The sequence below is a fragment of the Variovorax sp. EBFNA2 genome (genome assembly GCF_033802765.1).
Classification (GTDB): domain Bacteria; phylum Pseudomonadota; class Gammaproteobacteria; order Burkholderiales; family Burkholderiaceae_C; genus Variovorax; species Variovorax paradoxus_H.
On record NZ_CP138496.1, the window covers coordinates 66,804 to 81,977 of the forward strand.

Annotated in this window: 17 protein-coding genes and 1 pseudogene; 11 read left to right on the top strand and 7 right to left on the bottom strand. The window is 68.5% G+C overall.

Annotation, left to right across the window (positions count from 1 at the left end):
* Positions 1-57 precede the first annotated feature (57 nt).
* Together RZE79_RS00335 and RZE79_RS00340 are read left to right on the top strand one after the other, a co-directional pair.
* Positions 58-1,887 (top strand): ABC transporter permease, encoded by a 1,830-nt coding sequence (locus RZE79_RS00335; protein WP_319358412.1) that lies wholly within the window; start codon positions 58-60, stop codon positions 1,885-1,887.
* Between the two features lie 14 nt (positions 1,888-1,901).
* Complete coding sequence (locus tag RZE79_RS00340; RefSeq protein ID WP_319358414.1) at positions 1,902-2,477, top strand: OsmC family protein; 576 nt, start codon at positions 1,902-1,904, stop codon at positions 2,475-2,477.
* On the opposite strand, the gene RZE79_RS34750 is transcribed toward RZE79_RS00340, so the two are convergent.
* Positions 2,437-2,658, bottom strand: coding sequence for a hypothetical protein (locus tag RZE79_RS34750; RefSeq protein WP_373696587.1), 222 nt, complete (start codon positions 2,656-2,658; stop codon positions 2,437-2,439). The two genes, RZE79_RS00340 and RZE79_RS34750, sit on opposite strands and share 41 nt — an antisense overlap.
* Here RZE79_RS34750 and RZE79_RS34755 point away from each other — a divergent pair.
* The 4 genes and pseudogenes from RZE79_RS34755 to RZE79_RS00355 all read left to right on the top strand — a co-directional run.
* Positions 2,563-2,992, top strand: a pseudogene (locus RZE79_RS34755) (ATP-binding cassette domain-containing protein); the annotation flags it as partial. The gene RZE79_RS34750 and the pseudogene RZE79_RS34755 sit on opposite strands and share 96 nt — an antisense overlap.
* A gap of 162 nt (positions 2,993-3,154) precedes the next feature.
* Positions 3,155-3,307, top strand: coding sequence for a hypothetical protein (locus RZE79_RS34760; protein WP_373696584.1), 153 nt, complete (start codon positions 3,155-3,157; stop codon positions 3,305-3,307).
* Entirely contained in the window at positions 3,304-4,152 is an 849-nt protein-coding gene (locus RZE79_RS00350; protein WP_319358416.1) for an ABC transporter ATP-binding protein, read from the top strand. Before RZE79_RS34760 ends, RZE79_RS00350 begins: the two co-directional genes overlap by 4 nt.
* A gap of 43 nt (positions 4,153-4,195) precedes the next feature.
* Complete coding sequence (locus RZE79_RS00355; RefSeq protein WP_319358418.1) at positions 4,196-5,089, top strand: VOC family protein; 894 nt, start codon at positions 4,196-4,198, stop codon at positions 5,087-5,089.
* Between the two features lie 10 nt (positions 5,090-5,099).
* Here RZE79_RS00355 and RZE79_RS00360 read toward each other — a convergent pair whose 3' ends face one another.
* Positions 5,100-5,522 carry a helix-turn-helix domain-containing protein gene (locus tag RZE79_RS00360; protein ID WP_062473733.1) on the bottom strand — a complete coding sequence of 141 codons (423 nt, stop codon included), beginning with the start codon at positions 5,520-5,522 and terminating at the stop codon, positions 5,100-5,102.
* 110 nt (positions 5,523-5,632) lie between these two features.
* Between RZE79_RS00360 and RZE79_RS00365 the strand changes: the two genes are divergently transcribed.
* A complete protein-coding gene (locus RZE79_RS00365) occupies positions 5,633-6,223 on the top strand; it encodes a dihydrofolate reductase family protein (protein ID WP_319358421.1) in 591 nt (196 codons plus the stop codon).
* 146 nt (positions 6,224-6,369) lie between these two features.
* Positions 6,370-6,840: an RcnB family protein gene (locus tag RZE79_RS00370; protein ID WP_319358424.1), complete on the top strand. Its 471-nt coding sequence runs from the start codon at positions 6,370-6,372 to the stop codon at positions 6,838-6,840.
* Positions 6,841-6,930: 90 nt separating this feature from the next.
* Here RZE79_RS00370 and RZE79_RS00375 read toward each other — a convergent pair whose 3' ends face one another.
* On the bottom strand, positions 6,931-7,200 hold the full coding sequence (locus tag RZE79_RS00375; protein WP_101490635.1) for a hypothetical protein: 270 nt from the start codon (positions 7,198-7,200) through the stop codon (positions 6,931-6,933).
* Positions 7,201-7,313: 113 nt separating this feature from the next.
* Positions 7,314-8,258 carry a CysB family HTH-type transcriptional regulator gene (locus tag RZE79_RS00380; protein WP_101490634.1) on the bottom strand — a complete coding sequence of 315 codons (945 nt, stop codon included), beginning with the start codon at positions 8,256-8,258 and terminating at the stop codon, positions 7,314-7,316.
* A gap of 174 nt (positions 8,259-8,432) precedes the next feature.
* Between RZE79_RS00380 and RZE79_RS00385 the strand changes: the two genes are divergently transcribed.
* The 3 genes from RZE79_RS00385 (at position 8,433) to RZE79_RS00395 (ending at position 13,165) form a co-directional block, all read left to right on the top strand.
* On the top strand, positions 8,433-9,035 hold the full coding sequence (locus RZE79_RS00385) for a TetR family transcriptional regulator C-terminal domain-containing protein (RefSeq protein ID WP_319358426.1): 603 nt from the start codon (positions 8,433-8,435) through the stop codon (positions 9,033-9,035).
* 215 nt (positions 9,036-9,250) lie between these two features.
* Complete coding sequence (locus RZE79_RS00390; protein ID WP_319358428.1) at positions 9,251-10,150, top strand: alpha/beta fold hydrolase; 900 nt, start codon at positions 9,251-9,253, stop codon at positions 10,148-10,150.
* An 87-nt stretch (positions 10,151-10,237) separates the two neighbouring features.
* Positions 10,238-13,165: a WG repeat-containing protein gene (locus RZE79_RS00395; RefSeq protein ID WP_319358430.1), complete on the top strand. Its 2,928-nt coding sequence runs from the start codon at positions 10,238-10,240 to the stop codon at positions 13,163-13,165.
* Between the two features lie 45 nt (positions 13,166-13,210).
* Here the strand turns inward: RZE79_RS00395 and minE are convergent, their stop codons facing one another.
* The 3 genes from minE to minC form a co-directional block, all read right to left on the bottom strand.
* The gene (minE, locus tag RZE79_RS00400; RefSeq protein WP_056574726.1) at positions 13,211-13,483 is read right to left on the bottom strand and encodes a cell division topological specificity factor MinE; all 273 of its coding nucleotides are present in this window, start codon (positions 13,481-13,483) and stop codon (positions 13,211-13,213) included.
* Between the two features lie 2 nt (positions 13,484-13,485).
* Positions 13,486-14,301 carry a septum site-determining protein MinD gene (minD, locus tag RZE79_RS00405; protein WP_095747381.1) on the bottom strand — a complete coding sequence of 272 codons (816 nt, stop codon included), beginning with the start codon at positions 14,299-14,301 and terminating at the stop codon, positions 13,486-13,488.
* 68 nt (positions 14,302-14,369) lie between these two features.
* A complete protein-coding gene (gene minC / locus RZE79_RS00410; protein ID WP_319358435.1) occupies positions 14,370-15,146 on the bottom strand; it encodes a septum site-determining protein MinC in 777 nt (258 codons plus the stop codon).
* Positions 15,147-15,174 lie beyond the last annotated feature (28 nt).

The window sequence follows — 15,174 nt, forward strand, 5'->3', positions numbered from 1 at the left end:
ACCCTCACCCCCACCCTCTCCCGCAAGCGGGAGAGGGAGCAAGGCCGCAGGCGTCGCATGAGCTTCACCTCCTTCTTCGACCACACGGTCAACGGCCTGATCATCGGCAACATCTATGCGTTGCTGGCGGTCGGGCTCGCGCTGATCTTCGGCGTCTCGCACCTCATCAACTTCGCGCACGGCTCGGTGTACACCGTGGGCGCGTACATCGGCTGGGCCAGCATCACCTACCTGCACACGCCACTGCCGGTCACGATCGCGCTGGTGGTGCTCGGCAGTGGCGCACTGGGCATGCTCATCGAGCGCGTGGGGCTGCGGCCATTGCAGGGCGCTGCGCGCATCGCGCCGCTGCTGGCGACCATCGGCATCAGCTTCGTGCTCGACATCCTCGTGCAGCTGGTGTTCAGCCCCGACCCGCGCGCGCTGCCCACGCAACTGCCCGACTGGCGCCTGCAGATCGGCACCGGCACCATCGGCGCGCTCGACCTGCTGATCGCGGGCACCGGCATCACCAGTGCCGCCGTGCTGTTCGGCTTCCTGCGTTTCACGAAGCTCGGCTGGGCCGTGCGCGCCACCGCGCAAGACCGCGACGCCGCGCAGCAGATGGGCGTGGACGTGAACCGTGTGAACCAGACCGTGTTCGCGATCGCCGCCGCGCTGGGCGGGCTCTCGGGCCTGCTGGTGGGCATGTACTACAACAACATCAGCCCGGCGATGAGCTTCCAGGCCACGCTCAAGGGCGTGGTGGCCACGGTGGTCGGCGGCGTGGGCAACGTGCCCGGCGCCATCGTCGGCAGCCTGCTGCTGGGGCTCATCGAAAGCTATGGCGTGGCCATTCTCGGCACGCCGTACCGCAATCTGTTTGCCTTTGCGCTGCTGCTGGTCATCCTGGTGTGGAAGCCCAACGGCCTCTTCGGTCGCAAGCGTGCGCTGCCGCCCGAGCCGCTCACCGGCACCTTCATCGCACCGAGCAAGCCGTGGCGCGTGCCGCCGCGCGTGTTGCTCGCGCTGTTCGCCGCGGCCGTGCTGCTGCCGCTGTTCGATCCGTCGCCCTACGTGCTGCAGACGCTCACCAATGCGTGGCTCTACGGTGCGCTTGCGCTGAGCCTCACGCTGGTGGCCGGCACCATCGGACAGATCTCGCTGGGCCATGCGGGGCTGCTGGCCATCGGTGCGTATGCCTCGTCGCTGCTGGTGCTCGACCTGCACCTGCCCGTGGGCACGGGCATCGTGGTCGCGGGCGTGCTCACCTCGCTGATCGGCACCGCGCTCATCTTCCCGGCCTTCCGACTGCGCGGGCACTACGTGTCGATCGCCACGCTGGGCATCGGCGAGATCGTGGCGCTCACCATCCTCAACTGGGAAAGCCTCACGCGCGGGCCCATCGGCGTGTCGGGCATTCCGCCGCTGTCGCTGTTCGGGCGCGATGCGTCGTCGAACGAGGCCATCTACTGGGCCTCGTTCGGTGCGCTGGTGCTGCTGGCCCTGCTGCAGTGGCGCCTGCTGCGCTCGCACCTGGGCCGCACCTTCCGCGCCGTGCGCGAAGACGAGGTGGCCGCGCGCGCCTACGGCGTGAGCCCCGACCGCTACAAGGCGCTGGCCTTCGGCTTCGGCGGCTTCGCAGCGGGCGTGAGCGGCGCCTTCACCGCGCACATGTACTCGTACATCAACCACGAGACCTTCGGCTCGCAGATCTCGATCCTCGCGCTCACGATGGTGATCCTCGGCGGGCTCGGGAACATCAGCGGCGCACTGCTGGGTGCGGTCGCGCTCGTGAGCCTGCCCGAGCTGTTCCGCGTGACGGCCGAGTACCGCATGCTGATCTACGGCGTCGCGCTGCTTCTGTTGATTCGCTTCCGTCCCCAAGGCCTGCTCGGCACTGTCTGAAAGAACCACACACCATGAGCCACCTCAACGACTACCTCGCCGAGAAACGCACCGCCGTGCTGGCACGCAACGCCGCCGTCGCGGCCGGCACCGCACAGCCTTCGCAGCTCAAGGCCAGCGTGCGCGCCGAAGGCCGCAGCGGCGTGCGCCGCCTGCGCATCCGCGAGCACCAGGTCATCAGCGACAGCCCGCCCGATTTCGCGGGCTACAACCTCGGGCCGAGTTCGCCCGAGCTGCAGCTGGGCGTGCTCGGCACCTGCGTGACGCACATCTTCCTGATCCAGGCGGCCGAACGCCAGGTGCCGCTCGAAAGCCTCGAGGTCGAGGTGACCGGCGTCATCGATCCGCGCGGCGGCAAGCCCGGCCATGAGCAGACGCCGATCTGGCCGCACGAGATCGGCTACACGGTGCACATCGATTCGCCCGCGAGCCGCGAGGAGATCGACGCGCTGTTCGAAGCGGTGGAGCGCAACTGCCCCATCCTCAACCTGCTGCGCAACCCGCAGGCCATCCGCGCCGAGGTGAAGCTCGTGAACTCGAAGGCCGCCCTCACTTCCGATCGCACCGCCGATGCCCTCGCCACTGCTTGAAGTGCGCGGCCTCGTGCGCCGTTTCGGCGGGCTCACGGCCGTCAATGCCGTCGACCTGCAGGTGGGCGAAGGCGAACTGCTGAGCGTGATCGGCCCGAACGGCGCAGGCAAGACCACGCTGTTCAACCTCGTCACGGGCCTCGACAAGCCCGACGCCGGGCAGGTGCGGTTCGATGGCCACGATATCACCGGCCTGCCCGCGCAGCAGCTCGCGCAGCGCGGCCTCGCGCACCTTCCAGCATGGGCGCGTGTTTGCGAACCTCTCGGTGCTCGACAACGTGCTGGTCGGCGCCCACACGCGGCTGCGCGCCGTGAAACCGCGCGTGGGCGGTGTGCCGGGCCTCGGGGCGCTGGCCGAGCTGGCGCTTGCGCTGGTGCAGCCACGCGCCGTGCGACGCGAGGAAGAAGCGCTGCGCGACGAAGCGCGCGAGATCATCGCGCTCTTCGGCGAACGGCTCACGCCGCGCACCGACCATCCGGCCTACAGCCTCTCGTACGCCAACCGCCGCCGCGTGGAGATTGCGCGCGCCCTCGCGCTGCGACCGCGCCTGCTGCTGCTCGACGAGCCCACGGCCGGCATGAACGAGAGCGAGACGGCCGAGATGCTGGAGATCATTCGCGGCCTCAAGACGCGCGGCCAGACGATCCTGCTGATCGAGCACAAGCTCGACCTCGTGATGCAACTGTCCGACCGCGTGGCCGTGCTCGACGACGGTCGCAAGATCGCAGAAGGCCTGCCGGACGCGGTGCGCAACGACCCCGCGGTGATCGAGGCGTATCTCGGCCATCGCCATGTCGGCGAAGCACAGAAAGAAGCGGTGCCCGCATGATCGCGACTGTCGCCCGCACCGGCCTTCTGGCTCCCTCTCCCTTGCGGGGAGAGGGTTGGGGTGAGGGTCTGCCCGAACGCACCACGGCACCCGCTTCCGGCAACGCCACGCGTCCACTGCTCCAACTCCAGAAGATCAACAGTTTCTACGGCCCCGTGCAGGCCCACTTCGACCTCGACATCGAAGTGCGCAAAGGCCAGATCGTCAGCCTGCTCGGTGGCAACGCGAGCGGCAAGTCGACCACGATGAAGATCGTGCTCGGCCTGCTCAAGCCGCGCTCGGGCGAGGTCCGCATCAACCGCGAATCGACGCTCGGCCTGAGCACGCCGCAGATCATCCGCAAGGGCATCGGCTCGGTGCCCGAGGCGCGCCGCCTGTTCCCCGCGATGACCGTGCGCGAGAACCTGCTCATGGGCGCCTATGCGCGCCGCGACCGCGCGGGCGTGGCCGAAGACCTGGAACGCATGCTCGAGCTGTTCCCGCGCGTGGCGGAGCGCCTGGGCTTTCTGGCCGGCACGCTTTCGGGCGGCGAGCAGCAGATGGTGGCCATGGCGCGCGCGCTCATGGGCCGGCCGCAGCTGCTGTGCATGGACGAGCCCACCATGGGCCTGTCGCCGCTGTACGTCGACAAGGTGCTCGAGCTCATCGCGCGCATCAACGCGCAGGGCGTCTCGGTCTTCATGGTCGAGCAGAACGCCAGCCTCGCGCTGCAGATCGCCCACCACGGCTACGTGCTGCAAACCGGTCGCATCGTGCTCTCGGGCCCGGCCCGCGCGCTGCTGGCCGACGCACGCATCCGCGATGCCTACCTGGGTGGCGAGGGCGCCGCCCGCACAGCCTCCTGACGACGACGACAACACCACCTCTGCTGGAAGGAAGGCCTTCACCATGCCCTTGACCCTCGACCACGTCGTGATCGCCGTGCACGACCTCGAACGCGCCATCGCCGACTACGTCGCGCTCGGCTTCCATGTGCTGCGCGGCGGCGACCATCCGGGCCGCAGCACGCACAACGCACTCGTCGTGTTCAGCGATGGCAGCTACTTCGAACTCATCGCGTGGCGTGAACCCGCACCCGCCGAGCGATGGTGGCAGCTGCTGCAGCGGCACGGCGAAGGCATCGTCGACTTCGCGCTGCTGCCGCGCGACACGGCCGTCACCGTGGCCGACGCGAAAGCGCGCGGCCTCGTGCTCGAAGGCCCGCTCGACGGCGGGCGCGTGCGCCCCGACGGCGAACACCTGCGCTGGCAGACCGCGCGCGCACCGTCGGCCGACCTGCCGTTCCTGTGCGGCGACCTCACGCGGCGTGCCCTGCGCGTGCCCGAAGGCGCCGCGCGCGTGCATCCCAACGGCGTGCTCGGTGTGGCCAGCCTGGCCATCGCCGTGCGCGACCTCGACGCCACGCTGGCGCGCTACCGCGCCTTGCTGGGCACCGTGTCCGACGACACGAGCACGCACATCGGCGAGCCCGTGGCCGTGCCCGCCAGCCAGGTGCGCGTGGCGGTGATCGCATTGGGAAGCAGCGTGCTCGTGCTGTCGTCGCCGCGCGACCGCGCCTCGACGGCAGAGCTGGGTGGGGACGCGCTCGCACAGCGCATCGCCGTGCGCGGCGAGGGCCCGTACGCATTGGTGCTGCACACCGACCGGCCGCAATCGACCGGCACCTTCGACCTCGCACGCGCGCACGGCGCGTGGATCGAACTCGACCTGCCGTCGCTGGACGGGCTGGCCGTGCAGGGCAGCGCGCGCAACGACGCGGCGAGCAGCACCGTCGGTGGGTAGGAGGAGGGCGCTATCGGCCGCCCAGGTGCGCCTTGCGCAGCGCGGCCCGCATCTTCTTCTGCAGCGCCGGCCCGCCCTTTTCCAGCGCGGCCGCGGGCGCACCGCTTTCGGCCGTCACCGGCCGGTGCTTGCGCCCCCAGATGCCGAGCTGCGTGATCACCGGCAGCAGGTCGATGCCCACGGGCGTGAGGCTGTAGAGCGCCTTCTGCTTGTGCGTGGGGTCGTCGGTCTTGCTGAGCACGCCGTGCTCGACCAGCGTGTTCAGCCGCTCCGTGAGGATGTTCGAGGAGATGCCTTCCTCGGACTGCAGGAATTCGCGGAAGTGCCGCTTGTCCGCAAACATCAGGTCGCGAACGATCAGCAGGCTCCAGCGGTCGCCGACGACTTCGAGCGCGAGGTTGATCGGGCACAGGGACTTCTGCTGGATGGCCATCGGGATTCCGCCGGTTCAAGAAACTGCTTGCATTTTCGCATCGGTTTGAGAATACTGAAACTGCTTGCATTTCAAGATCGGTTTGTGCGAGCGACTTTCAGGAGACTCCGATGCGAAAGCTCATCGTGCAAATGCAGATGTCGGTCGACGGGTTCGTGTCGCCGGCCAATGGCGACATCGACTGGCAGCTGTGGGGCTGGGGCGACCGGTGGCGCTGGGATGCAGCGCTCAAGCGTGACTTCAACGCCGTGTTCGCGGGCATCGACACGATCCTGCTGAGCCGCAAGATCATCGAAGAGGGCTACCTCGAGCACTGGGGCCGCGCCGCCACGCGCTTTCCTGCGAACCCCGACTACGCCTTTGCCCAGAGGATCGTCGAGGCACGCAAGGTCGTGCTCACGAACAAGCTGCAGGCCTCGCGCTGGGAACGCACCGACATCGCGCGCGGTGCCATGGCCGACGAAGTGAACGCGCTCAAGCGCCAGCCGGGCAAAGACATCCTCACCATCGGCGGTGTCGGCTTTGCGTCGTCGCTCACGTCGGCGGGCCTGGTCGACGAGTTCCAGTTCTTCGTGAACCCCACGGCCGTCGGCGCGGGCCGCTCGGTGTTCCACGACACGCGCCATGGCCATGCGCTGCGCCTGCTCGGATCGACGGCCTACGACTGCGGCATGGTGGTGAACCGTTACGCGCCGGCGTGATGTACGTCACGCGCGTGCAGGACAACACGCCGTGGGGATACCTGCGCTTACGGGATTTCATCTGACGGTGACCTGACGCACCCGAAGCAGACACATGCGCTGCCCAGAATGGAGGCGTCATCACAGACACACCAAAGGAGTTCCAGATGATCTTTCGTACCAAGCGCCTCACCACTGCCGCCGTTGCGGCGCTCGCAATGTCCCTGGCAGCAGGCAGCGCGCTGGCGCAAGATCGCCGGGGCGACGACCACCGTCCGGGCGGCGGCCGCTACGAGCAGCGCGATGACCACCGTGGGGACCATCGCGGTGCAGGCCGCTACGAACAGCGCAACGACCACCGCTCGCACCGCGGCCCTCACGCCGGTTACCGCGGCGACCAGGACTTCCGCGACGGTCGCCAGTTCGACCGCCGGGGCTTCCCGCAGCCGCACAGCGAGTGGCGCCGTGGTGGCCGCGTGCCGACCGAATACCGGGGCCGCAACTACGTGGTGAACGACTGGCGCGCCTACCGCCTGCAGCAGCCGCCGCGCGGCTACCAGTGGGTGGGTGTGGGCGGTGACTACGTGCTCGCAGCCATTGCCACCGGCCTCATCGCGCAGATCATCGCGGGCCAGTAAGCCTTCGCTCCGCGTTCACACCCCGCACATGCAAAAACCGCCACAGGAGACTGTGGCGGTTTTTCTTTGGGGAGCCTGGCGGGTGGTTTGTCAGGCCACCGCGGTGGCGGCCGACTGGGCGCACACGTTGCGCCCGGTGATGGTGAGGCGCAGGCCGCCGCCATGCCATTCGAGCCAGTTGAGATCGACATAAGCGTCGATGTCGCGATCGTCGATGCGATCGGCCTGGCGGCTTTGCAGCAGTTCAACGGTGGCGGGCAGGGCACGTTTCAGGCGTTCGCGCTTCTCCGCTGCATCGGCCGCCTTTTGGGCGGCCCGGGTGGCCTGTAGTTTCTGCTGCTGCTGCGAAGTCGATGCCATTGCTGATCCGTTCCGGGAGCCAAGGAATTAACCCGAATGTACGCCGCTTGTGTGAAGCCGCGCGCATTCTTTTCAACCCTGGAGCCGGAAGTGTCGATTTCGTTGCGCTTGAGCTAAATCTCGTAGTGAGAAACCTTGACCTCGTCGCCCAAGGCCTTCTCGACAATCGCGCGCGTCAACGTCGGTGCGAACGACTCGATGAACGCGTAGACGTATTTGCGCAGGTAGTTGCCGCGCCGCACGGCGAGCTTGGTGAGGTTGATGCCGAACAGCCGCCCCGCATCGAGCGCGCGCAACTGCGTGTCGCGCTCGGCTTCGTAGGCCACGCCGGCGACGATGCCCACGCCCAGGCCCAGCTGCACATAGGTCTTGATGACGTCGGCATCCATCGCGGCGAGCACGATGTTGGGCTGCAGACCGCGCTGCTCGAACGCCTCGTCGATGCGCGAGCGGCCGGTGAAGCCGGTGTCGTAGGTGATCAGCGGGTGCTGCGTGAGCGCCTCCAGCGTGAGCGGCGCATCGAGCAGCGGATGCCCCGGCGGCACGATCACCGAGTGCGTCCAGCGGTAGCAGGGCAGGGCGACCAGCTGCGGGTAGTCGCCCAGCGCCTCGGTGGCGATGCCCACGTCGGCCTCGCCATCGAGCAGCATCTGCGCGATCTGCTTGGGCGAGCCCTGGTGCAGGTGCAGTTTCACGTTCGGGAACTGGGCACGAAATTCCTGCACCGCCACCGGCATCGCATAGCGCGCCTGCGAGTGCGTGGCCGCCACCGAGAGCAGGCCGCTTTGCTGCGCGACGAACTCCTGGCCCGCGTGCTTGAGGTTGCTGCTTTCCATCAGCATGCGCTCGATGATCGGCAGCACGTGGCCGCCGGGCTCGGTGAGGCCCGTGAGCCGCTTGCCGGCACGCACGAAGAGCTCGATGCCGAGCTCTTCTTCGAGCTCGCGGATCTGCCGACTCACGCCGGGCTGCGAGGTGTGAAGGGTGTGGGCGACCTCGGTCAGGTTGAAGCCGCAACGAACGGCCTCGCGTACCGAGCGCAGTTGTTGAAAGTTCATCGAGCGCGCAGGAGGAGAAAGGTCCGGACCCCGGACGGGGCCGATCGGCGATTCTCGGCAGAAGCGGCGATGCGGGGAACGATGCGTTTGTTGGTTTCACATGCGCAAAACATCTATGAGGCCCTTCTGCATGGGGGAGTTGATGTTTCGCACGGCTGTGCTAAAGTCTGCCGAATGGACGCCAAGACCCAGAAAAGCGAACTCACCCGCGCCGCCATCGTCGGCGCGGCGATGCACCTCGCGCTGGCCGAAGGGCTGGAAGCCATTTCGCTGCAGGCCGTGGCGAGCCGGCTCGGGCTGTCCAAGAGCGGCGTGTTCTCGCGCGTGGGGTCGCGCGAGGCGCTGCAGAAGGCCGTCATCGAGGAGTACGGCCGCGGCTTCCTGGCCGAGGTGTTCGTGCCCGCCATGCAGAAGCCCAAGGGCCTGCACCGCCTGAACGACATCGTCGCGCGCTGGATCGCCCGCACACGCGACGTGGAAGCGCAAACCGGCTGCCTCTACGTGGCCGGCGCCTTCGAGTTCGACGACCGAGAAGGCGAGCTGCGTGACCTGCTGTTCGACGAGATCACGCGCTGGCGCGCCGCGCTGCGCCGCACGGTGCTGCAGGCGGTCGAGACCGGCGAACTCCAGGCCGACACCGATCCCGCCCAGCTCGTGAGCGAGATCAACGGCATCATGATGAACCAGCTGCACGACGCGCGCTTCCTGCGCGACGGGCATGCGGCCGAGCGCGCGGGCCAGACCTGGCAGCGCCTTCTTTCCAGCTACCGCGCTTGAGCGCGCCCGCAGACGACGACCTTTGCCTCTTCGTCTGCCTTAATTTCGCACCATCGTGCGATAAAAAAGGAGAAGCACCATGCTGATCATTGCCCTCTTTCTCGCCGCCTACGCGGCCCTTCTCGGTGTGCGCGGCGTGCGGGACACGCTGCACAGCCTGCCGCGCAGCAACCGGGACTGGGTCTGGTATTGAGCCTCTGAAAGAAGCCTTCCTCATGACGACCACCGCCCCCACCACCGCCCCCGTGGGCTACTACAGCGCCAGCCCGCTGATGCGCGCGATGCGCTTCGGCCTCGGCGCCTCGCAGCGCCTGTGGCCCGCGCTCGGCGTGCGCGCCGCGTACCGTGTGTTCGGCACGCCGCTGCCGCCCAAATGGCTGTACCGCGGCCAGCACCCCGGCACCGACTGGCACCGCGAGGCCTGGTCATTCGAGGACGCGAACCTCGGCATCTATCACCTCGCCGCGCAGGACTCGGGCGCCGAGTCGGCACCGGTCGTGCTGCTGGTGCATGGCTGGGGCGGCCACGCGGGCCAGATGCTGCCGCTCGCGCAGGCCATCGCCGCCGAAGGCCTGCGGCCGGTGCTGCTCGAGATGCCGGCCCACGGCCGCAGCGCGGGCACCGCCAGCAACCTGCCGCAGTTCGCGCGCGCCATCGACTACGTGACAGCGCGGCTCGGCGCCGACGGGCATGTGCTGCGCGCGGCGGTCGCGCATTCGCTGGGCGCCAATGCGCTGGCCTATGCGGCGGGACGCGGGCTGCCGGCCGAGAGGCTGGTGCTGCTCGCACCGCCGGCCTCGCCGCGCGAGTACACGCGCTACTTCGCGCAGGTGTTCGGCCTCAGCGAGCGCACGCGCGCGGGCATGCAGCGCCTGATCGAAGCGCGCGAGGGCATCCTGATGCAGCAGCTCGAGCCTGCCGCGGTGGGCCCGCGCATCGCACAGCCGACGCTCATCGTGCATGACCGCGACGACCGCGTGAATCGCTTCGCCGACGCCGAGGCGTTTCGCGATGCGATCGCCGGCGCGCGGCTCTTTCCCACGCAGGGCTGGGGCCACCGCCGCATCCTGAAAGAGCAGGCCGTGCTCGCGCAGGTCACGCAGTTTCTGGCATAGCCTGCGACGGTCGCATGCGCGTGAAACGGCGCCTCTAAACTGGGCGCCACCCATGGCCTTCGCCGTGGACGACACACGCGACCACACATGGGCAATCGTTCCTGGCTCTATCTCGAACACAGACTTTCCGGCGACGACGACGGCGCTGACCCCGAAGAAACTTCGGCCGACGAAATCGCCGAAGCCAACAACAACTTCCCCGTGCTCTGGCAGCTCCTGCTGGCCGATGGCGCGGCAGGCGACGCTATCGACCACCAGCGCGTCTTCGGCGACGCGGGCACCGACAACCTCGCGAGCGACGCGCATGCCGCGCTCGCGCGCATCCGGCAGCTGCAGGCCTTTGTCGAACGGCATCCGATGCTGCACACGCTGCCGCAGATCGCACTGCAGTTCGAGGCGGTGGCGCTGCATCTGGCCGAACTGATCGACGAAACGCCGGACGACAGTGCGCCGCGCTTCTCTGCCAACCTCGACGAACTGTCCTGGCTGGGCGGGGACACGGAAGGCGAAGGCTTCATCGAACGCAACCGCCGCGAGTGCAATGAACTGTGGGCCGAGGTGCGGCGCTGCATCGACAGCGGCAACCACCCGGGCGTGGATGCGGCGCTGGGCATCCAGCGTTTCGCCGACTGGGAGGCCTGGGCCTGGCAGTTCGGCTTCGGCAGCCTGTCGCATCCCTACTTTGACGGCTACGAAGCGCCGCGCGACGAGCGCTTTGCCGACTTCGAGCCCGAAGAAGACGAGGACGACGACGAGCGTCCGGACTACGACAACCACCTGGGCGGCGACCTCTGGCGCTTCGAGGTCGACGGCCGTTGGGGCGTGATGCGCCTGGTGTACGACGACGAGGGCGCCAGCCAGCGCACCACCGTGGTCGAGCCCGCGTGGGACGACATCCGCTACGCCGGCGGGAGCGATCCGCGCCTGCTCTGGATCTCGCAAGGTGAGCAATCCGGCCTGCTGCTCGCCGACGCCGAGGCACCGCGCGTGCTGCTCGAACCGCAGCTCGACGAGGTCTGGGCCTTCGAGGACGACATCGCCACGGCCCTGGTCGGCGACCACGTCGGCCTGCTGCGCACCGACGGCAGCTGGCTGCTCCCGCCCTCGGTCGACGAGGTCTGGAGCTTTGTCGAAGGCCGGGTGCGCGCCCGCGTGGGCGAACGCATCGGGTACGTCGACCTGCAGGGCCAATGGACGATTGCGCCGCGGTTCGAAGAGGCCGAAGACTTCACGCCTTTCGGCCTCGCGCCCGCGCGCGCCGACGCGGGCGGCTGGGGGCTGGTGCGCGCGGACGGCGAATGGGCCGTGCCGCCGGACTTCGAAAGCCTTCAGTGGCGCCACGACTGGGAGGGCTTCGAAGCCACGCGCGACGGCAAGGCCGGGCTGCTCGATCCGCAAGGCCGCGTCGTGATCGAGCCGGTGTACGAACAGGTCGACCTGCTCGAGGAATACCCGATCGACAGCCTGACGAGCGAAGACAACGATCCGTCGAACGAGCGCGGCGCGCCGGCCCGGCCGAAGCGCTTCGCCGTGGAACGCGCCGACGGCCTGTGCGGCCTCATCGACGGGCAGGGCCGCGTGCTCGTGCCCTTCGACTACGGCCGCTTCGAAACGCTGGAGCCGCTGACCGGGGAGGAGCGCGCGCACGCCATGGTCCGGCGCGACCTGGTGCGCGTGGCGTCCAAGGGCGGGCGCACGGCGAAGAACGCGCCGTGGCTGCGCGGCATCTACGACGTGGCCGCCGGCCGCGAGCTGGTGCCGTGCCGGCACCGCACGCTCCAGCCGCTGGCCTGGGGCACGCAGGACATCGGCTGGCTGGTCGCCGATCCGGTGCCGCGCAGCGCGAAGGCGGAGAAGGGGCAACTCGCCGTGGGCGTGCTGCGCGCCGATGGCGCCGTGCTGCATCCGCAGGCCTATCCGTGGATCAGCGCCGCGGTGTCCGTCGCTGACGGCTGGATGTCCACGGTGGTCCGCTCGGACCTGTGCAAGCGCTGGAGCGCGGGCGAGCCGGTGAAGGCCGTGCGCAACGACACCGGCCTGTACGTCTGGCTGCACGCCGACGGCCGCGAGCAGGCGCACACCGAGCACATGGCCGCGCGCCATGCCGCCGGTGACCTGCAGGCGGCCTACGAGCTGGCCTGCCACCTGCGCGACGGCGAAGGCGTCGAGGCCGATCCGCGCGAAGCCCTGCGCTGGATGGCGCGCGCCGCCGGCGTTCGCGCGCCCGGCGACGCCCCCGCGACCGCGTCACCTGACGGCCTGCCCGTGGCCATGTGCGAGCTCTCGAAGATGCTGCGCTGGGACACAGCCGGCCTCGGCGCCGAACCCGCCCTGGCGCGCGCATGGCTGCTGCACGCCATCGCCCATGGCGGTGAAGACGGCGCCGATGCCGCCACGCACGGCCATCTCGGCTACATGCTGTGCGAAGGCGAGGGGGGCGAGCGCGACCTGGAAGGCGGCATGCGGCACTACGAACGGGCCGCCGAGCACAACCAGACGATGGCGCTCTACAACCTCGGCCTGGCGCACAAGCTCGGCGAACCCGGAGAGCCCGACCTGGCGCGCGCAATCGGCTATTTCCGCCGCGGCCATGAAGCCGGCGACACCAGCGCCACGATGCAGCTCGGCCGCACGCTGTGCCTGCACGCAGGGGCGCTGGCCGAACAAGGCCACGCAGAAGCGGAAGTGAACGTCCTGTACGCCGAGGCCCTCTACGCGCTGCAGAAGGTGGCGGAAGACAGCGCCAAGCGCCAGCAGGGCTGGGCCTGCTACGAGCTGGGCTGGATGCGCTTTCAGGGCCAGGGCGCGCCGGAAGACGCGGCGGCCGCCGAGCGCTGGCTGCTCACCGGCGCCGCGCTCGATGACTGCGAAGAGAACCTGGAGAGCCAGCGTGCCTGCACGGAGGTTCTGGCGCAGACGTTCTACGGTGACCCCGACAGCCCGCTCTTCGACGAGGACAAGGCCCGTGAGTGGGCGCAGCGGCTGGAGGCGTTGCCCGCGGCCCAACCGGAGTGAGCGGGTCCGCCCTGAGGCTTCAGGGCGGCTGCCGGGTGCTGGCGCTCAGCGCGCCGGAACCGGATCGGGCAGTTCGATCTTGATGTCCAGCACTTCGAGGTTGTCCTGGGTTTCCAGGTGCACCTTGATGTCGTCGGCGTTGATCGACACGTACTTGGAAATCACTGCCACCAGCTCGCGCTGGAGCTCGGGCAGGTAATCGGGGCGCTTCTTGCCGCTGAGGCTGGAGCGCTCGTGAGCGAGGATGATCTGCAGGCGCTCCTTGGCGACGCTCGCAGTCTTCTTCTTCTCACCAAGCAGGAACGAAAGAAACGACATGCCTACTTGCTCCCGAAGATCCGTTTGAAGAAGCCGGGCTTCTCGGCGTCGACAAAGCGCATCGGCTTGTCTTCGCCAAGGAAGCGCGCGACCACGTCGCTGTACGCCTGGGCCACGTCGGTGTCCTTGTCGTGGATGGCGGGCACGCCCTGGTTGGAGGCGTGCAGCACGCTTTCCGACTCCGGGATCACGCCGATCAGCTTGATGCGCAGGATGTCCTGGATGTCTTCCAGCGAGAGCATCTGGCCGCCGGCCACCCGGTTCGGGTTGTAGCGGGTGATCAGCAGGTGTTCCTTGATCGGCTCGCCGCCGTCCTTGGCGCGCTTGGTCTTGCTGCTGAGCATGCCCAGGATGCGGTCCGAGTCGCGCACCGAAGAGACTTCGGGGTTGGTGACGATCAGCGCTTCGTCGGCGAAGTGCATGGCCATCATGGCGCCGGTCTCGATGCCCGCGGGCGAGTCGCAGATGATGTAGTCGAACTCCATGGCCGACAGGTCGTTCAGGATTTTCTCGACGCCTTCCTGCGACAGGGCTTCCTTGTCGCGCGTCTGCGAGGCGGCCAGCACGAACAGGTTGTCGCACTGCTTGTCCTTGATGAGCGCCTGGCTCAGGTTGGCCTCGCCCTGGATCACGTTGATCAGGTCGTACACCACACGGCGTTCGCAGCCCATGATCAGGTCGAGATTGCGCAGGCCCACGTCGAAGTCGATCACGGCCGTCTTCTTGCCGGCGAGCGCAAGGCCCGACGCGAAGCTGGCGCTCGTGGTCGTCTTGCCGACGCCGCCCTTGCCCGAGGTCACCACCACAATTTTGGCCATCGCCATTCCTTCTTGTTTCGATTCAGTTGTCGATTGATGCTCAGCGCTGCCGCGTTCCTGGTTTTTCATCAGGGAATCGCGTCGATCGCTATCTTTTTGCCGTCCAGGCGAACTTGGGCGGGCTTGCCCAGCACGGGCTCGGGCAGCGGCACTTCGTTCGTGCGATAGATGCCGGCAATGGCCACCAGCTGCGCTTCCATGCAGGTCGAGAAGATCCGCGCCTCGGTGTTCCCGCGCGCGCCGGCAATGGCCTTGCCGCGCAGCGGCGCGTACACATGCACGTTGCCGTCGGCGATCACTTCGGCGCCGAAGCTCACGATGGCCGTCACCACCACGTCGCCGCCACGCGCATAAATCTGCTGGCCCGAGCGCAGCGGCTTGTCGATCAGCAGCGTGCCGTTGGCCGGCACCGGCAGCTCGCGCACGATCTGCGGGGCCTCGGAGGCCGCAGGCGCCTCGGCGGGCGGGGCCGGCGACCGGGGCGCAGGGGCCGAGGGCATGGCGGCCACCGACAGGCCGGCTTCACGGGCCGCGGCATGCTGCCCGGGGCTGCCGCCGCGCACGGCGATCGGCTGGGTCTGGTGGCGCGCCAGCAGGCTGCGCAGGGCGGCAAAGTCGATCTCGGGGGCGGGAGTGTCGGCCTCGGCCGCCAGCTCCTGCAGCATCGAGAGGTCGATCACCACCGGCTCCTGCTCGAAGAAGTCGGGCGAATCCGCCAACTGGGCGTCGAGCGCCTCGGCCAGCACGTCGAGGTCGGCTGTCTTGAGGATCACTGCGATCAGCGGCAGTGTGGCGCTCTTGAATTCGAAAACCGCCTTGGTACGAGCGGCGGAAACATCGGCCATTGGAAAACGTGTGTGAACGTCGGTGCGA